The organism is Kitasatospora sp. NPDC059973, assembly GCF_042737525.1.
GTDB lineage: Bacteria > Actinomycetota > Actinomycetes > Streptomycetales > Streptomycetaceae > Kitasatospora.
Genome location: NZ_JBHWUI010000111.1, coordinates 1 through 19,517 on the forward strand (window position 1 = coordinate 1; position 19,517 = coordinate 19,517).

General features: G+C 74.8%; 21 protein-coding genes. 15 read left to right on the plus strand and 6 right to left on the minus strand.

The features are described 5' to 3' along the window. Positions 1-55: 55 nt before the first annotated feature. Entirely contained in the window at positions 56-226 is a 171-nt protein-coding gene (locus tag ACFWA9_RS26580) for a hydrophobic protein (protein ID WP_329485246.1), read from the minus strand. A gap of 251 nt (positions 227-477) precedes the next feature. Between ACFWA9_RS26580 and ACFWA9_RS26585 the strand changes: the two genes are divergently transcribed. Together ACFWA9_RS26585 and ACFWA9_RS26590 are read left to right on the plus strand one after the other, a co-directional pair. Further along, positions 478-789 (plus strand): DUF4193 domain-containing protein, encoded by a 312-nt coding sequence (locus tag ACFWA9_RS26585; protein WP_329485247.1) that lies wholly within the window; start codon positions 478-480, stop codon positions 787-789. 31 nt (positions 790-820) lie between these two features. Continuing rightward, positions 821-1,486 (plus strand): hypothetical protein, encoded by a 666-nt coding sequence (locus tag ACFWA9_RS26590; protein WP_380390245.1) that lies wholly within the window; start codon positions 821-823, stop codon positions 1,484-1,486. 210 nt (positions 1,487-1,696) lie between these two features. On the opposite strand, the gene ACFWA9_RS26595 is transcribed toward ACFWA9_RS26590, so the two are convergent. Together ACFWA9_RS26595 and ACFWA9_RS26600 are read right to left on the minus strand one after the other, a co-directional pair. Then, a complete protein-coding gene (locus ACFWA9_RS26595; protein WP_380390247.1) occupies positions 1,697-2,338 on the minus strand; it encodes a hypothetical protein in 642 nt (213 codons plus the stop codon). Positions 2,339-2,477: 139 nt separating this feature from the next. After that, the gene (locus ACFWA9_RS26600; protein ID WP_380390287.1) at positions 2,478-3,386 is read right to left on the minus strand and encodes a GlxA family transcriptional regulator; all 909 of its coding nucleotides are present in this window, start codon (positions 3,384-3,386) and stop codon (positions 2,478-2,480) included. A 141-nt stretch (positions 3,387-3,527) separates the two neighbouring features. Here ACFWA9_RS26600 and ACFWA9_RS26605 point away from each other — a divergent pair, with 141 nt between their 5' ends. From ACFWA9_RS26605 to ACFWA9_RS26650, 10 genes are all read left to right on the plus strand, one after another. Beyond that, positions 3,528-4,121, plus strand: coding sequence for an MBL fold metallo-hydrolase (locus ACFWA9_RS26605; protein WP_380390249.1), 594 nt, complete (start codon positions 3,528-3,530; stop codon positions 4,119-4,121). 1,615 nt (positions 4,122-5,736) lie between these two features. After that, positions 5,737-7,113, plus strand: coding sequence for a nitroreductase family protein (locus ACFWA9_RS26610; RefSeq protein ID WP_380390251.1), 1,377 nt, complete (start codon positions 5,737-5,739; stop codon positions 7,111-7,113). Then, positions 7,094-8,560, plus strand: a complete 1,467-nt coding sequence (locus tag ACFWA9_RS26615) for a class I adenylate-forming enzyme family protein (protein ID WP_380390253.1) — start codon at positions 7,094-7,096, stop codon at positions 8,558-8,560. The genes ACFWA9_RS26610 and ACFWA9_RS26615 overlap by 20 nt, the downstream gene beginning before the upstream one ends. Positions 8,561-8,587: 27 nt before the next feature. Further along, positions 8,588-8,851, plus strand: a complete 264-nt coding sequence (locus tag ACFWA9_RS26620; protein WP_329485254.1) for a hypothetical protein — start codon at positions 8,588-8,590, stop codon at positions 8,849-8,851. Then, positions 8,844-9,563, plus strand: coding sequence for a dihydrodipicolinate reductase C-terminal domain-containing protein (locus ACFWA9_RS26625; RefSeq protein WP_380390255.1), 720 nt, complete (start codon positions 8,844-8,846; stop codon positions 9,561-9,563). The genes ACFWA9_RS26620 and ACFWA9_RS26625 overlap by 8 nt, the downstream gene beginning before the upstream one ends. Beyond that, positions 9,560-10,309, plus strand: a complete 750-nt coding sequence (locus ACFWA9_RS26630; RefSeq protein ID WP_380390257.1) for a class II aldolase/adducin family protein — start codon at positions 9,560-9,562, stop codon at positions 10,307-10,309. The genes ACFWA9_RS26625 and ACFWA9_RS26630 overlap by 4 nt, the downstream gene beginning before the upstream one ends. A gap of 84 nt (positions 10,310-10,393) precedes the next feature. Further along, entirely contained in the window at positions 10,394-11,662 is a 1,269-nt protein-coding gene (locus tag ACFWA9_RS26635) for an MFS transporter (RefSeq protein ID WP_352292769.1), read from the plus strand. Between the two features lie 46 nt (positions 11,663-11,708). Next, on the plus strand, positions 11,709-13,160 hold the full coding sequence (locus ACFWA9_RS26640; RefSeq protein WP_380390259.1) for a condensation domain-containing protein: 1,452 nt from the start codon (positions 11,709-11,711) through the stop codon (positions 13,158-13,160). Then, the gene (locus ACFWA9_RS26645) at positions 13,157-13,984 is read left to right on the plus strand and encodes an HAD family hydrolase (protein ID WP_380390261.1); all 828 of its coding nucleotides are present in this window, start codon (positions 13,157-13,159) and stop codon (positions 13,982-13,984) included. The genes ACFWA9_RS26640 and ACFWA9_RS26645 overlap by 4 nt, the downstream gene beginning before the upstream one ends. Continuing rightward, complete coding sequence (locus ACFWA9_RS26650) at positions 13,981-15,120, plus strand: acyl-CoA dehydrogenase family protein (RefSeq protein ID WP_329485260.1); 1,140 nt, start codon at positions 13,981-13,983, stop codon at positions 15,118-15,120. The genes ACFWA9_RS26645 and ACFWA9_RS26650 overlap by 4 nt, the downstream gene beginning before the upstream one ends. A gap of 117 nt (positions 15,121-15,237) precedes the next feature. On the opposite strand, the gene ACFWA9_RS26655 is transcribed toward ACFWA9_RS26650, so the two are convergent. Next, positions 15,238-15,741 carry a GNAT family N-acetyltransferase gene (locus tag ACFWA9_RS26655; RefSeq protein WP_380390263.1) on the minus strand — a complete coding sequence of 168 codons (504 nt, stop codon included), beginning with the start codon at positions 15,739-15,741 and terminating at the stop codon, positions 15,238-15,240. Positions 15,742-16,274: 533 nt separating this feature from the next. On the opposite strand from ACFWA9_RS26655, the gene ACFWA9_RS26660 reads away from it, so the two are divergent. The 3 genes from ACFWA9_RS26660 (at position 16,275) to ACFWA9_RS26670 (ending at position 18,034) form a co-directional block, all read left to right on the plus strand. Beyond that, positions 16,275-16,649 (plus strand): hypothetical protein, encoded by a 375-nt coding sequence (locus ACFWA9_RS26660; protein WP_380390265.1) that lies wholly within the window; start codon positions 16,275-16,277, stop codon positions 16,647-16,649. 339 nt (positions 16,650-16,988) lie between these two features. Beyond that, complete coding sequence (locus ACFWA9_RS26665) at positions 16,989-17,348, plus strand: hypothetical protein (protein WP_359835920.1); 360 nt, start codon at positions 16,989-16,991, stop codon at positions 17,346-17,348. Between the two features lie 65 nt (positions 17,349-17,413). After that, positions 17,414-18,034 carry a rhomboid-like protein gene (locus tag ACFWA9_RS26670; protein WP_380390267.1) on the plus strand — a complete coding sequence of 207 codons (621 nt, stop codon included), beginning with the start codon at positions 17,414-17,416 and terminating at the stop codon, positions 18,032-18,034. A 128-nt stretch (positions 18,035-18,162) separates the two neighbouring features. Here ACFWA9_RS26670 and ACFWA9_RS26675 read toward each other — a convergent pair whose 3' ends face one another. After that, positions 18,163-18,342 (minus strand): RICIN domain-containing protein, encoded by a 180-nt coding sequence (locus tag ACFWA9_RS26675; RefSeq protein ID WP_380390268.1) that lies wholly within the window; start codon positions 18,340-18,342, stop codon positions 18,163-18,165. A 210-nt stretch (positions 18,343-18,552) separates the two neighbouring features. After that, positions 18,553-19,446, minus strand: coding sequence for a carbon-nitrogen hydrolase family protein (locus ACFWA9_RS26680; protein WP_380390270.1), 894 nt, complete (start codon positions 19,444-19,446; stop codon positions 18,553-18,555). Positions 19,447-19,517: the final 71 nt, after the last annotated feature.

The window sequence follows — 19,517 nt, forward strand, 5'->3', positions numbered from 1 at the left end:
GGGCGCACGCTCCACGCGTGCGCCCCGCCGCCGGGCCGGATCCTGAGGGCGTGAATTACCAGCGGTACCACCGGTGGCGCCGGCCCGAGGAGTGCGTACCACGGGCCACGAAGCCCACCAGCCACAGCACCAGTACGGCGATCGCCACCCACCAGAGAATCTTGAGTGCGAACCCGGCGCCGAACAGGAGCAGAGCGAGCAGGAGAACGAGAAGAAGGGGAACCATCGGAACCTCCGCAGTCGGTGTCGAGCACCCGACTGCCCCGGGGGCCGCTCGCCTATTCGTACGAATCTTTCCGGCGCCCCGGGGCAGAGGCCTCGCTTTGTTCGGCGGCGGCGAGCCGTCGGCGACCGTCGCGGACGCCCCGGTCGGCGACCCCGCCTGCGTGATCGGCGGGCGCGGGGGACAGTGGTCCGAGGCGTGACGATCCGGTCCGCCCCCGTGCGTACCGGATCCCTTCGACGGAAGGTGCAGCAGTGGCAACCGACTACGACGCCCCGCGTACGAACAGCGACGACGAGGAGGTCGACAGCGTCGAGGAGTTGAAGAGGCAGCGTGCCGAGCGTTCCGGCGGGACGCCGGACGTGGACGTGGCGGAGGAGGCGGAGTCCGTGGAGCTGCCGGGCGCCGACCTCTCCGGGGAGGAGCTCACCGTCCAGGTGGTGCCCGTCCAGGGGGACGAGTTCACCTGCGCGCGGTGCTTCATGGTCCACCACCGCAGCCGCTTCTCCCGTGAGGAGGACGGGCAACCGGTCTGCCGGGACTGCGTGCCCGCCCCCGGCGACTGACCGGGCGGGCGGCGAGCGGGCGGCCCGCTACGTGCACCAGAAGAGGAACGGCGTGCAGGTGGGCGTCGGCTTCGGCGTGACGGTGGCCGAGGGGTGCGGAGCGGCCGTCGAGGGCTGCGGGGCGGTGGGCGGGGCCGGGCTCGAAGCGGCCGGGACGGGAGGCGGCGACTCCGGGGCACGACTGCTCGTCGGCGCGGCCGGGGCGGTGCTCCTGGTGGCCGAGGCGGTGGCGGAGGCGGTACGGCTCGCACCGGTGCGCTGTGTGGTCGGCGCGGCCGGGACCGTGGTCACGCCCGTCGCGGTGGGGGGCGCGGCGGAGGTCGGGCCACTCGGCGTGGGCGTCGCGACCGGCCCGCCCGCGGCCGGCGCGGGCGAGGCGCCCTCACTGCCGTTCGCGGCGAGGGCCGCGACACCGAGCCCCGCGACGGCCAGGCCGACGACGGAGAGCGCGAGGACGCTGGCCCGCCGCGCCGGCCGGCGCCCGGAACGCCGGGACCGGGCCGGTGCGGCGGACCGGCCGGCCGCCGGAGGCGGTGCCACAGCGGGCGGGGGAACGGCGGCCAGTGGCGCGGCGGCCGGTGGTCCCTGGGACAGCGTCAGGGTCGCGTCCGGCAGGGTCTCCCGGGTCACCGCGGGGGCCCCGCAGCCGGGGCAGGTCATCGCGCCGTTCAGATGGCGGCGGCAGGGTGCGCAGTAGTCCATGTGGTCTTCCCGTGCTGCCGGGGTGGCCGGCCCACACCGGTCGTCGGCGGCTCCGCGCACGTCGTCGTGCGCATGCGGAGCCTAGGCAGCCCGGCTGTGAGGGTTCCAGACCCAGCTGTGACGCTTCTGCGAAGATTGCGCACCCTCCGGAGCGACGAGCCCCCGTACCCGCGGCCGGAACCGCGGCCGGCCCTCGACCGGCCCCTCAGCCGAAGACGATGGCATGGCCCCCGGTGATGCTCGCCCGGCAGGCCGCGTAGAGCTGGGCCCAGGCGTACTTCTCGGGCTCGAACGGGTCGCTGTCCGGGGTGTCCACCAGCTCGGCCAGCCGCGCGCGGGAGAGCGTTCCGTCCTCGTCGGGGCGGATGCCGAGCCCCGGTGCCAGCCGGACCAGCTCGGACTGCAGGCGCCGGCTCGACCCGACCATCCCGTGCCCCGGGACTCGGTCCTGCGCCGGCAGGAACAGCGGCTCGGCCAGGTCGACCGGCAGGTAGTAGCCCGCGTGGTCGGCGTGACAGAGCAGGTGCGACGAGAACATGGTCAGTTCGTCCTGGACCTTCTCCTGGTCCCGGGCGTACTCCGCCGCGGACACGGAGCGAGCGGGGGTGACGGCCTCCCCGCGCAGCCGCAGGACGAACGCGCGGCGCAGGTGGCCCAGGTAACTGTACGGCATGCCTCCGGCGTGGAGCGCTCCGGCGGCGGGGTCCGTGTCCGGCTCGCGCCAGTCGATGCCCTGCCTCGCGAGCGCCCGGTCGAGCCGGGTGAAGGCTGCCACGTGGTGGTCCCACCCCTCGGGGTCGTTGCGCGCCGGGTCGTTCAACAACCCCACTGTGATCGAGAGTCCCATGCCCCGAGGTTAGGAGGAGGGTCCGACAGCACGGCCGCCGTCCGCGAACGCCCTCGTGCCCCGTACGGCGCGCGGCCGGACGTCCGCCGGGCGTGTGGCGACGGTGGACGTCGGGGGCCGGGGCGGACCTGCCGGGCCGTCACGGCGTGCCGGTGAAAGCGCGCCGGTAGGCGCGGGGCGGGACTCCCCGGCGCCGCACGAACTGTTCGCGCAGGACGGCGGCGCTCCCGTAGCCGACCCGGCGGGCGATCTCCTCGACCGGCAGGTCGGTGGCTTCGAGGAGTTCCTCGGCCCGGCTCAGGCGCAGGTCCCGCAGCCAGGCGTGCGGGGTGGTGCCGGTCGCGGCGGTGAAGCGGCGGGCGAAGGAGCGCCTGCTCATCAGGGCGCGGCGGGCCAGTTCCGTGACGGGCAGGGGCTCGTGGAGGTGCTCGCGGGCCCAGCCGAGGACCTCGGCGAGCCGCTCGTCCTGGCCATTCCCGGGGACGGGCGCGGCCAGGTACTGGGCCTGCCCGCCGTCGCGGTGGGAGGGCAGCACCATGTCGCGGGCGACGGCGTTGGCCAGGGCGGCGCCGTACTCCCGCCTCAGCAGGTGGAGGCAGAGGTCGAAACCCGCGGCGGCTCCGGCGCCCGTGACGACGTCTCCGTCGTCGATGTAGAGCGCGTCCGGATCCACCGTGACGTCCGGATAGCGGTCGGCGAGCAGGCCGGCGAACCGCCAGTGGGTGGTCGCCCGCCGGCCGGTGAGCAGTCCGGCGGCGGCGAGCGCGAACGTGCCGACGCAGTGGGCCGCGACCACGGCGCCGCGCGCGTGCGCGGCCCGCAGCGCGTCGAGCACGGCGGGGGCGGGCGGTTCGCGGAATCCGGCCCCGGGCAGCGCGATGAGCAGATCGGCGCCGGCGAACCGGTCCAGACCGTGCGGCACGGCGAGCGGCACTCCGCAGTCCGTGGGCACCGGTCCGGGGCGGTCGGAGCAGAGCGCGAAGTCGAAACCGGGCACCGCCGCTCCGTGCGGACCGAACACCTCGGTGACGATGCCGACGGCGAGCATGCCCGCGCCGGGCGGGACGTAGGCGGCGACGGTCCGGAAAGGCGGCACGCAGGCAGTGTCGCACAGGCTTGGCACGAATCCTGCGGTCACCGGCAGACGTGCCACTCGTGAGGCACCGTCAAGACCGGAAGGATCGAAGCCATGACAGACGCACCGCTCGGCCGCAGCGCCGCCTTCAAGGTCCTGACCACCGGCTACGTGGGCTCCACCGGCCCCGGGGTCGCCGCCACCGTCTCCTACGTCTCCGACGCCGGACGGCACGTGATCTTCGACCCGGGCATGGTGGCGAGCCGTGACCACATCCTCGCCCCGCTCGCGGAACTGGGCCTCGGCCCCGACGACATCACCGATGTGGTGCTCAGCCACCACCACCCCGACAACACCATGAACGCGGGCCTCTTCGGCCGGGCCCGGGTGCACGACCACAAGGTCGAGTACCTGGGCGACCACTGGACCAACCGGGACGCCGAGGGCTACGAACTCACCCCGTCGCTGCGGCTGATCCGCACCCCGGGCCACAGCCCCGAGGACATCACCCTGCTGGCGGGCACGGACTCGGGCGTGGTGGCCTTCGCCGGCGACCTGTGGTGGCACGCCGACGGCCCGGCGGACGACCCGGTGGCCCCGGACCGCGAGGTGCTGCGCGCCTCCCGGCTGCGGGTGCTGGCCGCGGCGGACCTGATCGTGCCCGGCCACGGCGGGCCCTTCGTGGCGGACGACACCACCCCGCGGTAGCGGTCCGGCCGGCCCGGTCGGGCGCCGCCCGGCGGAGTCCACCGGGACCCGGAACCGCCAGGACACGAGGACGCGTCCTCGCCCGTACGAACTGCGCCGATCCCGGGGGGACCGTCCGCACTCGCACGAGTGCGCATCACCACGACGGGCGGGCCGAGTCGTGGGGCCGGTGGTGCCGCGCCGCGCGACCGGGCCGCCCCGCCGCCCACGCCCGCCGGCGTCGAACCCGCACGCGGCACAACGGCGAGCCGAACGCCGCGGAACGGGGAGCCGATCGCCGACGAAGGAAACCTCCGGCGCTTCGGCGGGCGTCATGGACCGGTCGGTGATGTCGGCGCGCTCCCCGCGCGGGAATGCGGGACGCGCGACCGGTTCGCGCGTGCGGACCAACCGGGTTCGGCGCAATCCCGGCCGGTCCGACCCGAGGGCGCCCACGGGGGTCTCCAGCCCGCCTTCCTCGGCACGGTCGCCCAGGTGGGCGCCCTGCTCGGCGGCGCTCCGGAGGTCCGTCGGCGCGGGTCCGGTTCCGCCGGCCCCGACCGCGGAATCCGCTGGGCAGAGGCGGTCGGCCGACGAGTCGCGGGGCCGCTCGGAGCCGGTCCGGAATTCCCCGGTCGGCGCCGACCGGACCCCGCGCCCGGGCGGCCCGTGACGATGGATCACCGGCGCCGTCGGGCACGTCTCGGAGCGGACGGATGCGCGGCGTTCCGACCGATACCGATTCCCCGCGACCAGGGAATTCGGCCCACGCCGGATATCGCCCGTTCCGGCGAACACCGGAAATTCCACGGACATGCTTCGCGCCGTTTCACCCAGGGCATTTGACGGATTCTCGGCCGAGGCCGAGGACATTCCGTCCGGCTCCGTTCCGGATCGAATCACCGTCGGGCCGGTCCGCTGATACCTGTCCCGCGGTATCGGCCGGGGCAGCGCGGACCGACCGGTCCGCGCCGGCCCGGTGTCCGGCCGGCGGGGCGGATGCCGGGGGCGGACACGCGGGCCGTCAAGCGACCGCGTGGGCGGGTCTCCGCCACCGCCGGGAGCGAGCGCGCCGGCCGGCGCCGGTCGCGCCGCCCGGGACGGGGGGCTTGAGTCCAATGTCGGTATTGTCCGCGAACCGACGCCTGCGACAAGCGATTTGAGTGACCGCCAGCTCTGCGCCGCGGTCACTTTCGGCAGGTCGCGACCACCCCGCCGGGGGCCGCCGAACAGTCCCTCGATGGTCTACGCCAATCCTTGACAGCGCTCACGTGGGTGCCACAGGATGATCGCCAGCCGCCGCTTACCCAGGGCGCGGAACAGGTGATTCAACCACTTCACACAGGCCGTTCACGGGGGACGGGCTGTCGACGCCCGCAATGGCGCGGGCGGCACAGTCATGTCGAAGTCTGTACACAGTTCCCTGTAGCCGCCGCATGCCATCTGCCGAACTGGCCGGGGGGCTTTCGCCTGCCCTCTCGCAGGCCCGGTCGGCCGTGCCACCAGACGAGATGAGGTTTCGTCAGACGTGCAAGGCAATGCAGACACATCAGCCGTACCCGCCGTACGAGCAGTACCCCTCGCCCGTAGACCCGAGCACGCGCCGCCGGACTTCGAAGCCGACATGTGGGCCCGGATGGCCCTGCCCGCGGCACCGTCCGAGTCGCCCGCCGAGCCGGCCGCGGCTCCGGGCCTCAGACTCGCGCTGTCCCTGCTGGAGGAAGGCGCGCTGACCAGCCGGGCCGACCGTTCCCGCAGGTCGCACGGGGCTCGGGCGGTCCCGTCCGCCGGGGCCGTGTACCCCTACGAGTTCGCCGTCCTCACCATGGAGAACGGCGCGCCGGCCGCCTTCCGGGTCGACGCCGACCGCCGTACCTGCACCCGGCTGGCCACCGGGGACGTCGCCGGAGCACTGCACGCCTCGACGCTGGCGATCCCCGGGGACGGCGGCGCGGTCATCGTCACCCTCACCCGGCCCTGGTTGTCGATGCGCAAGTACGGCGACCGCGGCTACCTGTACACCCAGCTCGACGCCGGGCACGCCGCCGGGAACCTGCTGCTGGCCACCACCGGCCGGGGCGCGCCGGGGACGCTGCGGCTGCGCTTCCCCCGCTTACCCCTCTCGGACCTGCTGGAGGCGGGCGAGAACTGCCGGGAGGTGCACTCCGCCCTCCTGGTGCCGGCGGCCGAGGCCGACGACGCCTGGACCCGCTGGACGGTGCACGACGGCGCCGCCCGGGACGGACACGCGCCCACCTGGCGGTCCTGGCTGGAGCAGACCTGCTGGGACTCCCTCTCCGCGCGGGCGGAGCACCCCGGGACGGACGGCGCACCCGACGCCCTCGCCCCCCTCGCGGACCTGCCCGACCGCGGGCGGCCGGGCGGTGGCCGGCCCGGTCTGGGCGATCCGTCCGAGTGGCCGAAGCTGCTCGCCACGCGGGCCTCCAGCAAGGCGTTCGTTCCCGGCACCGTCCCCGCGGCCGACGTCTGGCAGGCCGTCTCGGCCCTCTCCACGCCAGTGCGGACGGACCTGCCGGCCGCCTCGCCGATGGGCGCCACCCTGGTCCTGCGGTCGGCCGAGGAACCGGGGCAGAACGCCGTGCACCCGTTGACCGGCGAGGGCGCGCCGCGCACCGGCCGGCTGCCCTCCGCCGACGAGGTGGTGCGCGCCTGCATGCAGCAGCGCACCCTCGCCGGCGCCGCCGCCGTGGTGCTGCTCCACGCACCGCGCACCGCGCTCACCGACAGCGCCGGCGACTCGGCCGCCGGCGCCGAGGACCTCCGCGAACTGGCCTTCCGCTGCGGCGCCCTGGGGCAGCTGCTCTATCTGGGGGCGAACCGCGCCGGGATCGGCGTGACCGGCGTCGGCGGGTTCGACGCGGCGCTCTGGCACACCCTGGCCGGGCTGCCGGAGAGCGACGAGATCCTCTACGTCCTGATGCTCGGCCGCCCGGACGACTCCGGCGTCAAGCTCGACCGGCTCGCCACCGCCCATGCCCAGAACGAGCGGTGAGGCCACGATGAACGCCGTCCTTCCCCACGCCTTCACGGACGCCCTCGCCCGCCACGGCGACCGCGTGGCGGTCACCGACCCCGACGCTTCGCTCAGCTACGCCGAACTCGCCGACCGGGCCCGGGCCGCCGCCGCCCGCCTCGCCCCGTACGGCGTGGCCGGCGACCGGCTGCGGATCGGCCTGTACGCCACCAACTCCACCGACTACGTGGTGGGTTACCTGGCGGCACTGTTCGCCGGCGCGGTCCCCTTCCTGGCCGACTCGGCCTTCGGACCGTTCGAACTGTCCCGGATCGCCGAGGACTGCGGGCTGGACCTGCTGATCCACGCGCCGGACGCCGACGTCGAGCAGGTCACCGCGGAAGTCCTCACGGCGGGAGGCGAGTTCGGCGCCCTCACGGTCAGCCGGGTGCGCCGCTCCGCCACCCCTCCCCCGCCGCTGCTGCCCGGCACCGAGGTGTGCCGCTTCACCTCCGGCTCCACCGGCCGGCCCAACTGCATCGAGTTCTCCGGCACGGCCGTGCTCGCGGCGGCCCGCAACTGGGCCGAGGGCACCGCCCTCTCGGCCCAGGACCGGATCGCCTGCCTGGCCGCGCTCTCCAACGGCCTGGCCTTCAACACCTCGCTGCTGGCGGCCTTCCTGCCCGGTGCCTCGCTGCACCTGTCACGCGGCCTGCCGACCGCCTCCCGGATCGTGCGGCTGCTGGAGAGCACCGGCGCCACCCGCCTGGTGGCGTTCCCCGCGCTGTACGAGTCGATCGTGCGGCGCTCCTCGACCGGGGGCTTCACGGGCGTCCGGGCCGCGATCTCCTCCGGCGCCCCGCTGCGCGACAGCGTCCGCGAGGAGTTCACCCGGCTCACCGGCGTACCGGTCCACAACTACTACGGCGTGGCCGAGGCCGGGCCCCTGACCTACGCGGTCGACGGGGACGGCACCGGGCTCGGCACCGCGCTGCCCGGCGTGGACCTGATCGCCGACGAGCAGGGCGTCCGGGTCCGGAGCGAGTCCATGGGCTCGCGCTACCTCAACGCGCCCGGCGTCTTCGAGGAGCGGATCGACGCCGAGGGCCGCTACCGCACCGGCGACCAGGGCCACCTGGTCGACGGCGTGCTCCACCTGACCGGGCGCACCGGGCGGCTGGTCAACGTCGGCGGGCGCAAGATCGACCCGATCGAGGTCACCGAGGTGCTGCGCGAGGCCGCCGGGGTGCTGGACGCGGTCGCCTTCGAGGCCGAGAGCCGGCACGGCGAGCCGATCCTGGCCGCCGTCGTCGCCGTCGGGCCCGGTCCGACCGCGCAGTCCCTGCGCAGCCACTGCTCGGCGGTGCTGCCCTCCTTCAAGGTGCCCTCGGTCCTCCACCTGGTGGACCGGATCCCGGTGAACTCGATCGGCAAGCCGTCCGTCGAGCGCCTGCGGCGGCTGCTCACCGACGCCCAGAGCAACTGACCCCCTCCCCCAGCCCAGGAGAACCCCATGGACAACAGCTCCCTCCACACCAAGATCCTCGACCTCGCGGTCGCGGCCGGCGACGGCAGCTTCACGGCCCGCGAGCTCGCCGAGGCCGGCTACTCGCTGCGCGCGGTCAGCTTCTCCTCGCTCTCCTACATGCGCCTGATCGACAGCATCGAGAACGACCTCGGCGTCTACCTGGACCCGGAGGTCGACGCCGAGCACTACGAGACCATAGACAGCGTCGCGGCGCTGGTGGTCGCCAGCGGTGTCGGCGCCGATGCCTGAGGCACCCGCGACCGGCGGCCCCACCCTGGGCGTCGTCGGTCGCGGGCGGCTCGGCGCGGCGCTGCTGGCGGCCTGCCGGGCGGACGGCACGCGGGTGTCGCTGACCGCCTCCCGCAGCGGCGGCTGGCAGGTCGACGCCGTGCCCGACGTCCTCGTCGACGCCAGCGCGCCCGACGCGCACCCGGACGTGCTCGAGTACTGCGCGGCGCACCGGGTGCCGCTCGTCGCCTGCGTCTCCAACCTGACGGACGCCCAGTGGACGTCCCTGGCGGAGCTGGCGACGGTGGTCCCGGTGGTCCGGGCCACCAACCTCTCCTTCGCCCACTACCTCCAGCTGCGCATCGCCGAGTTCACCGCGGCCCTCACCCGGGGTCCGCTCGGCGCGGCCACCACCACCGTCCGGGAGCGGCACCCGATCGGCAAGGCGCACCGGCCGAGCGCCACCGCCGTGGTCCTGGCCCGGGCCTGGGCCGGCGCGAGCGGCCGGGAGGTGGCCGACATCGCCGACGAGCGCGCCGGACTCCCCGTCAGCGAACACGAGTTGACCCACACCTGGGACGGCGAGTCGCTGCACGTACGGCACCACGTCGGCAGCTGGGCGGTGCCGGCCAGGGGTGCGCTGACGGCCGCCGACTGGGCCCGCACCGCGCCTCCCGGCCTGGTCACCATGCGGACCGTCTACGACGACCTGACAGCAAGGAGCACGCCATGACCACCGCAGAGGGGCGGCCGCTGAGCCCCGCCGAACGCCGGCTCGTCCTCCAGGTCGCGGTCGGCGCGCGGATGCTCTCCCTCGACGGGCACGACGACTTCAACCAGGGCCAGATCTCGGCCCGGATCCCCGGCCGGGACGAGTTCTTCATCAAGGGCGCCCTGGTCGGCTTCGACGAGGCCGCCCCGGCCGACGTGGTCCGCTGCCCGGTGGACCACACGCTGCCCGCCCCGCCGCTGGCGCCCCCGGAGCTGCCGCTCCACCAGGCGATCTACCGGGCGCGCCCGGACGTCAACGGCATCGTGCACAGCCACGCGCCGTACACCCTGCTGTTCGGGGCCACCGACCTGCCGATGCGCCCGATCTCGCACGACGGCGCGTACTTCCGGGACCGGATCGGGCTGTTCACCGAGACCAGCAACACCGTCCTGGACATCGAGACCGGTGACCACATCGCCAAGGACCTCGACGACCACCCGGCCGTCCTGCTCCGGAACCACGGCGGCGTGATCGTCGGCAAGAGCGTGCGGCACGCCGCCGTCTTCGCCCAGGTGCTGGAGCGCGCCTGCCGGCTCCAGCTGACCGCCGAGGGCACCGGCGTCCCGTACACCTGGTCCACCGAGCAGGACGTGGCCGCCAAGCAGGACTTCATCTACGCCGACCTCTCCGTCCGCTCGTACTGGGACTACGCCGTCCGCCGGGTCGGCCGGCACTGGCCCGAGACCGCCGACTGGGCCCGCGGCTGACCCGCGGGCCCGCCACGGGCCGCCCCTCGGGGCGGCCGGAGATCCCCCCACCACCCCCGCAGACACGCACAGAGCCGGAGCGCCATGCCGACCTTGACCACCACCACCGACCCGCCGCGCCACGACCGCGCCCGGGTGCAGCGACGGACCGTCCGGACGCTCGTCGTCGCCGAGGTGATCAGCGGCAGCGGCATCGCCACGGGCTTCGCCGTCACCAGCCTGCTGGCCGAGGACCTCGGCGGGAGCGCCACCCTCGCCGGCCTGTCGCAGACCGCGGCGACGCTCGGCGGCGCGGCCGCGGTGGGGGCGATCGCGGCGATCACCCACGTCCGGGGGCGCCGGCCCGGGCTGGCCACCGGCTACCTGGCCGCCACGGTGGGCGCGGTGGCCTGCGTGGTGGCCGCCGTGGTGCACAGCTTCCCGCTGTTCCTGGTCGGCATGGTGCTCTACGGCGCCGCCGGGGCGACCGGCCTGCAGGCCCGCTTCGCCGCCGCCGACCTGGCCGAACCGCAGCACCGGGGCCGGGCGATGTCGCTCGTGCTCACCACCACCGTGGTCGGCGCCGTGATCGGCCCCAACCTCACCGGGCCCGGCGCGGCGATCGCCGAACACCTGGGCCTGCCGCCGCTCTCCGGCACCTACCTGTTCGCGGTCGTCGGCTTCGCGATCGCGTTCACCGCGATCGCCGTCCTGCTGCGCCCCGACCCGCTGCTGCTGGCCCGCGGGCAGGACGAGGCCGGGGAGCGGGAGAAGCCGCCGCCGCTGCGCACCATGCTGAAGGCGCTGCGCGGCAACCGGCCGGCCGTGCTGGCGATCCTCAGCATCGTCGCCGGACACCTGGTGATGATCGCCGTGATGTCGATGACCGGCATCCACATGCACCACGCCGGTACCGGCCTGGGCGTGATCGGCATGGTGCTCAGCGGCCACCTCGCCGGGATGTACGGCTTCTCCACCCTGTTCGGCTGGGCCGTGGACCGCTTCCGGAGCACCCCGGTGCTCTACGGGGGCACCGCCGCGATGCTGCTGTCGCTGTGGCTCTGCGGCACCGCCGACGGCGACGACGTCGTCCAGCTCTCCATCGCGCTGGCGCTGCTGGGGCTCTCCTGGTCGGCGGTGCTGGTGGCGGCCTCGGTCCTGCTCTCCGAGACCGTGCCGGTCGCCGAACTCCCGGCCGCCCAGGGGTTCTCCGACATGGCGATGAACCTGGCCGCGGCCGCGGGCGCCGCACTGTCCGGCGTCGTCCTGGAACGCCTCGGCTTCGCCACCCTGAGCGCGCTGTCCGCGATCGTCCTGCTGCTGCCCCTGCTCGCCCACCCCGCGCTGCACCCGAAGTCCGACCGATCCGCCTGACTCCCCGGCCGCCCCGGGCCTCTCCCTGCGAACGGACCGCCACACCATGACGATCCCCACCACCGTCCACGTCACCCGGCCGGAACCCAACACCTCCACCGAGGTCCGCCCCGCCACCCGGGGCGCGGCCGTCCCGGCCACCCACACCCAGCGGGAGCGCCTGCTCTGGGGCCGGCACGTGCACCAGGTGAACAACAACATCGCGCTCGGCCTGCGCTTCGACGGGCCGCTCGACGTCGCCCTGCTGGAGCGCAGTCTGAACCTGCTGGCCGAGCGCCACGAGACCCTGCGCACCGTCTTCCCCGAGGTGGACGAGGCGGCCGGGGAGGAGCACGTGATGCTGCTGCTCCCGCCGCAGCCGCGCGCCCTACCCGTCCTGGAGGCGCCCGACGAGCCGGCGCGGACCCGCCTGCCGCGGGTGCTGACCCTGCTCGCCGAGCATGCCAACCAGCCCTTCGACCTGGCCGCCGGACCGCTGTTCCGCCCCGTGCTCGGCCGGGTGAGCGAGAGCCTGCACGTGCTCTCGATGACCACCGACCACATCGTCTTCGACGCCTGGTCGGCCCGGATCATGATCAACGACCTGCTGACCATCTACGCCACCGAGCAGGGCGACGCCGTCCCCGCGCTCCCCGAACTCGCCGTCCAGTTCCCCGACTTCGCGCTCTGGCAGCACGGCCACCTGAACGGCGTCCAGCTGGAGCGCCAGCTCGGCTACTGGCGCAAGCAGCTCGACGGCATCACCCCGATCCCCGCCTCCGGCCTGGCCGACCCGCAGGCGCCGACCGGCGCCGAGCCGGGCGTGACCAAACTGCTCGAACCGATCGGACCGGAACTGAGCGCCACCGTCGAGGAGTTCGCCGTCCAGGAGCGGGTGACCTCGGCCGTGGTGGTCTCCGCGGCGCTCAAGGCGGCCATGTGGCGGCTGCGCCTGGAGACGGTGGGCGAGGACGCCGCCGGCGACGTGGCGACCTTCGGTTCGCTCGCCAACCGGACCCGGCCGGAGACCGACGCGATGGTCGGCTACGTGGCCACCCCGGCCACCTTCCGCACCCGCTTCACCGGCGCGACGCCGTTCGGCGAACTCGTCCGTCTGGAGGCGCAGACGCTGTTCAACGCGATGCGCCACCAGCGGATCCCGTTCTCGCTGATCAGCCGGGAACTCGCCCCCGAGCAGTACGGCATCCGCTTCCGCGAGCCCGGCAGCGTGCCGGTCTACCTCAACTTCGACATGGACATGGTGGAGGACGAGCGCGAGCCGCTGCTCCAGCCCACCGGCCTCGGCGTGCAGCCGATCGGCATCCCGATGCCCGAAGTCCCGCGCGGCGGCCTGCGGGTCATCGGCTACCAGCGCAAGGACGGCATCGCGCTCGAACTCCGCTACCGCCACGACCTCTACGGCCGCGACTGGTCCACGCGCTTCGTCCGCCTGATCCACGCGTTCCTGCAGCACGGCGTGGACGCGCCCGGCACCCCGATCGAGGAGCTCCCCGCATGACCGCCACCCCCGACCTGCCCCGACTGATCGCCGTCGACCTCGACGGCACCCTGCTGCGCCCCGACTACTCGGTCGCCCCGCGGACCCGCCGGGCCGTCGCCCTGGCCCACGAGCAGGGCATCGAGACGGTCTTCGTGACCGTCCGCCACGCCGCCGCCATCGAGTACATCGTCGAGGCCCTGGACCTGACCGGCGAGGCGATCTGCTGCGGCGGCGCCGCACTCTGGCAGGTGCCGTCGATGGAGCTGACCGAGGCGTCCACGATCGACGCCGCGACCGCGCGCGAGACGGCCGCCCGGCTGAAGCGGGCGCTGCCGGACGCCAGGATCGGCTGGATGCTGGCGGACCGCCGGGTCGGCTACGCGCCCGACTACCCCGAGCCGCTGCTGATCGGCGAGTCCTACCGCTCCGACCCGGAGACCATCGACGTCCCGGTGCTCAAGCTCTTCGCCGTCACACCCCGGCTGCGCGAGATCGACACGGCGGAGGTCGAGGAGATCCTCGGCGGGCTGGTCACCGTCTCCCACCACCACAGCGGTGTGGTCGACCTGGTCGCCCACGGGGTGAGCAAGATCGCCGCGCTGGAGAAGCTCTGCGCCGGACGCGGCATCGCCCCCTCGGAGGTGATCGCCTTCGGCGACGCCCGGACCGACCTGGACATGATCCGCTGGGCCGGCCGCGGGGTGTTCATGGCGAACGCCGACCCCGCCCTGCACGCCGAGGCCGACCTGATCGCGCCCTCCAACGAGGAGGACGGCGTCGCCGTCGTCCTGGAGAACCTGCTGCGGTCGCAGCACCCGACGCTCACCGAGGTGGCCCGATGAAGGTCCAGCGCATCCTGCCCACCGAGGAGGCCGCCGACCTGCTCGACCTGGTCCGGGACCTCACCGCCAACGAACTCGCCCCGAGGGTCGCCGAGTTCGAGGCCAACCACGAGTTCCCCCGGGAGGTCGTGCGGACCCTCGGCAAGGCCGGACTGCTGAGCCTGCCCTACCCCGAGGAGTACGGCGGCGGCGGGCAGCCGTACGAGGTCTACCTCCAGGCGCTGGAGGAGGTCGCCTACCACTGGCTCGCCGTGGCCGAGTCGGTCAACGTGCACAACCTCGCCTGCTTCGGCACCGCCACCTACGGCACCCGGGCCCAGCGCGAGGAACTGCTGCCCGCCATGCTCGGCGGCGAACTCCTCGGCGCCTACTGCCTGTCCGAGCCGGAGGCCGGTTCGGACGCGGCCTCGCTCACCACCAAGGCGGTCAAGGAGGACGGCGGGTACCGGATCTCCGGGACCAAGTCCTGGGTCACCCACGCCGGTTACGCGGACTTCTACAACGTGTTCAGCCGGACCGGCGGGCCGGGCGCCCGCGGCCTCTCCTGCCTGGTGGTGCCCGGCGGCACACCCGGCATGGTGGTGCACGAGCGGGAGAAGAAGCTCGGCGTCTGGTCCTCCCCCACCGCCCAGATCGGCTTCGACTCCGTCCAGGTCCCCGCGGACCGGCTGATCGGCCGCGAGGGCAAGGGCTTCCTGATCGCGATGGGCGCGCTGGACTGCGGCCGGCTCGGCATCGCCGCCTGCGCGGTCGGCCTCGCCCAGGCCGCCGTCGACTACGCGGTGCGGTACGCCAAGGAGCGCCGGCAGTTCGGCGAGCGGATCATCTCCTTCCAGGGCATCGGCTTCATGCTGGCCGACATGGCCACCCAGGTCGCCGCCGCGCGGGCGCTCACCCTGGCGGCCGCCCGCCTCAAGGACGCCGGCCTGCCCTACTCGCTGGAGGCGGCCAAGGCGAAGCTCTTCGCCACCGACATGGCGATGAAGGTGACCACCGACGCCGTCCAGGTGCTCGGCGGCGCGGGCTACGTGGCCGACCACCCGGTGGAGCGCTGGATGCGTGAGGCCAAGCTGCTGCAGATCGTCGAGGGGACCAACCAGATCCAGCGGCTGGTCATCGCCCAGGGCCTGGCCTGACGCCGCGGTGCGGTGCGCCCGGCCGGACCGGTCGGGCGCACCGCACCGTCACGCTCTCCCGTGCGGGCCCGGACTCCCGACAGCGCCGCGGGACGGGCGCTCCGGCGTCGACCGGGGCTACGCGCCGGGGTGCGCCGGCAGGGCGAGCCAGCGCGACCAGGAGATCTCGCGGCCGACGAAGCGCGGCCGCCCGAACGGCCAGTCGGCGGCGATCCACTCCGGTACCAGCGCGTCCAGCGCCCGCTCGACCCCGCTGCCCACCAGCTCGTCCACCACCCACCAGGAGATCTCGGCGTCCGCGCCGGCCCGCTCCGGCGGGTCGACGTAGACGCAGCCCAGCAGGGCCGTCTCCGCCGTGTCGAACAGCGCGTAGTTGAATGACTGGTGTGCGGCGATCTCCTTCTCGTGCCGCAACAGGTCGGCCTGGTCGGCCTCGTAGGTCATGGTGGCCGCGGGCCAGCCCCAGGCCGGGCCGAAGAGGGTCCACAGCCGCTCGCGCGAGCCCATCACCGCCGGATAGTCCAGCGGGGCGTCCGCCTCCCGGATCGGCCGCAGATGGTGACCGCCACCCGGCAGCGGCACCAGGACGGGGTGGACGAAGTCGTCGGGAAGCCAGTTCATGGCGCCCGACCGTAGCACCGCGCGGGCGTCCGGGCTCCTGGATTTCCCCCGCACCCCCGCCCGGTGGTCACCGCCGGGTCCAGGCCCGGCACGCCATCTCGTGCCAGGTCGTGCGCACGGCCGCGCCGCCCAGCGTGAGGTGCTGACTGGACCAGGTCCGACAGCACCCGCCCGTCACGCGCGGCCGGGCCGGTGCCGCCGGCCTCGCCACGCGGACCGGGGCGGCCGGGGCGGCCGGGGCGGCCGGGGAGGCCGGGGAGGCCGGACGGCGCCGGCGTAGTGGACCACTGGTCGAAGGTGTCGTCATGCCGCAGGCTCTGCCCGCGTCGCCGGGGCACCGAACCCCACCGCCACTCGAACGGCCCAGCCCAAACCGCCCCCAGGCGTACGCTGCGCCGCACCGGACAGCCGGAGGCCGGGCGGGCGTGCCCGCCCGGGGGCGCCCGGCGTCGACGGCCGGGGACCGACGGATAATGGCCTGGCCGCAGGCCGCCCGCGCCGGTGGCCGTGACCGACGGAGAGGCGGAGAACGGATGACCCTGGACGAGGGCCGACGCGTGAGGTTGGCCGAGGACCTGGCGATCGGTGAGGCGGTCGCCGGGGAACCCGGGGCCGTCGTCGGGTTCCTCTCGCTGGGGGCCGGGGCGGAGGGCACCGTCGAGCGGGTGGACGGGGAGCTCCCGGAGAGCACGGAGGTCCGCGAGTACCAGCGGCTCAAGGCACTGTTCGAGGACTACGGGCACACCATGCCGGCGGCGAGCCGGGAGCGGCTGGAGGCGGAGATCGCCGCGCTGGAGCCGGCGTGGGCCGCGTACCGGGAGCGGGGGCGGCGGGTGACGGTCCGGGTCCGGCTGGACAGCGGCTTCGTCCTCGACGGGCTGCACCAGGACGTCCTCACCCCGCTGTGACGCAGGGCGTCCCGGTGCGACGGCGGCGGCCGGGGCCCCGCGGCGGGCGGAGAAGCCCGGTCACGGGACGGCCGGTGGCACCGTGCCCCGTCCGGTCGGGCGGGCGGCCTCCCGGGGGCAGCGGAGGAGCCGGGGCCGGCTCCGGCCCGCGCCACCCGTACGCTGGTGGCCGGTCCCCTCGCGTCGACGAGCGCGAGGGGGCCGACCATCCTCGCGGGCCGTCCACGGCCGGGGGCCGCCGGGGCGGGGCGGGTGGAGCGGGGTCGGGGCGCGGCGGGTGGAGCCGGGGCGGCATACGATCGGCGGGTGTCGGAACGCAACGATCCCTCGTCATCGGCTCTGTCGGCCTCGGTGGCCGCAGCGGCCTCGTCCGTGTCGTCCTCGCCCTCGTGGTCCCGGTGGTCCGAGGACTCCACCCTCTCGATCGGCTCGGTGGCCTCGGTGCTGTCGATCGGTTCGGTCGGCTCGGTGCTCTCGGTGGGGTCGGTCGGCAGCGTGCTGTCGATCGGCTCCGCCGGTTCGGCCCTGTCCGTACTGTCCGCCGGGTCGTGGCTCTCCCTCGGGTCACTGCTGTCCGCCAACTCGCGCTGGTCGGTGCTGTCCTGGCGCTCCCGCCACGGGCTGATGGCCGCCGGTGCGGTGGCCGTCGCCGCGGGCGCCGCGCTCGTCGGCGGTCCGCGGCCGCGGCGCGCCCGGTAGTGGCCGGCCCGCGCCCGACGCGCGCTTCGCTGCGGCGGCTGATCCGGAACCCGGCGTTCTGGTTCGTGGCCGTGCTCGCCGTGATGTGGCCGGTCCTGCGGCTGCTGCCGCCCGAGCAGGTGCTGGCACTGCGGGAGTGGGCGTCGACCAACCTCGACAACCTGCGCCTCTGGCCGTCGGGGCACCCGGTCGAAGCCCTGACGGTGTCCGTGTTCGTACCGCAGAGCACCCTCTGGGTGTGGCCGGTCTTCGCGCTGTCCGTGTTCGCCGTGGTGTCGGCGCTCGGCGCCCGCCGCGCGGTGGCGGGACTGGCCCTGGCCCACCTGACCGCGACCGGGCTGACGGAGGCGCTGGTGTGGTGGCGCATCGAGCACGGCGAACTGCCCGCCGCCGAGGCGCACGTGCTGGACACCGGCCCGTCCTACGTGGTGGTCGCCGCGCTGGCGGTGGCGATCGTAGTGGCCCGTCCGGCGTGGTCGCGGGCGGTGTGGCTGGTGATGCTGGCGGTGGCCGCACCGGACCTGCTGTCCGGGCTCGGGGACGGCGAGGTGTCCGCGGTGGGCCATGTGCTCGCCTTCGCCGCCGGCCTGGCCATCGCGGTCGCCCACCGGCTCGGCCTGCCACCGGTGGCCCGCCGGGCCCGTCCGGGCACGGCGCCGGCGCCGTCCGGAGGCCCTCGCCGCTGAAGCCCTCACCGCTGAGGGCGCCGCCGCACCGGGTGGCGGCCCCTCGACGGGCCGGCCGCCGCAGGTCGTCCCACGCGCGGGGGCGCCGGGCCGGGGACACCGAGAGCCCCGGTGAGCGGCGCCCCCGGTCAGACGGCTTCGAGCTTCCATTCCTGGCTGTTCGTGTCACCGGCGGGCAGCTGCACGACCCGGGCGCCGTCGGCGGTGGAGCCGCCGGCCACGTCCGCGCAGAGGCCGCTGGAGACGTCCGCCGGCAGCGCGAGTTCGCCGCCCGGGCCGACGGCGTGGTGGAGCTGGACGCCGGCCACCACCCGTTCCTGTCCCGACCGGCCGCCGTCCGCGACCTCGTGCTGGGTCTGTGACGGTTCCCGGCGCCCGGCGCCACCGTGCGCACGGTTCGCCGGGCAGCGACCGGCACGGTTCGCCGGGCCGGCCCGTGGTCCGTGAGCGGGGCGGCGGGCGGGGACGCGGCGTAGGAGTACTGCCGGGCGGTGCCTGCGGGGCGGGATCGTCTGCCGTCAGAACGCGGTGCGGTCGGCGCTGCGGGGGTCGTCGGCCGCCGTGTGACCGTCGTAGAGGCCGGTGCGGGCGAGGCGGCGCCAGGGGCGGACGAGGTGCAGGGCGGTGTGGATGTCGGGCTCGGTGCTGTCGAGGTCGAGGTCGGCGATGGCGAGGCCGGGCCGGCCGTCGCCGGGGCAGCGCGCGAGCCAGCGGCCGCCCGGGGCGACCAGGCCGGCGGGGACGGTGGCGCTGTACTGGGCGGGCAGGGCGTAGCCGAGCCAGTAGGAGTGGAGGTTTGCGTAGGCCTGGGCGAGGGTGGTGCGGGCGGCGTCGTCGACCATGACGGAGAGCAGGACGCAGTCGACGTCCAGGGCCTCGTACTCGGCGAACAGGGCGGGGAAGTTCGCCTCGACGCACAGGGCGGTTCCGAAGCGGATGCCGTCCACGTCGAAGACGAGCGGGTCGGTGCCCGGGGTGTAGAGGTAGGAGAGCTCGGTGTGCGAGAGGAAACGCTTGTCGTAACGGGCGCTGAGGCGGCCCTGGTCCGAGACCACGTAGAGGCTGTTGTGCGGGCGGGCGGGGGCGGTGAGGGGGTGGATCGAGCCGAACACCGTCCACAGGGCCAGCTCCCCCGCGAGCGCGGCTACCGCCTCCGCCTCCTCGCGCAGGACGTCCCAGGCGGCCCCCTCCCAGTTCGCCGGGCCGAGGCCTCCCTCCGGGCGGCCGGCGACCACGTGCTTGTCCGGGTAGACGAGCGCGCCCTCCGGGAACTGCACCAACCGGACGCCCGCACCCGCCGCCTGACGCATCAGCGCCCGCATCTGCCGCCCGGCGCCCCGGATCGCCTCCCCGTCCCGCGGGTCCTCCGGGACCGTGCTCTGCGCCACCGCCAACCGCAATGTCCTCGCCATCGGGCGACGATACAACGCCACGCTCGCCGGTCCTGGGGAACGGCCGCGGGCGGCCGCCGATGACCGGATCC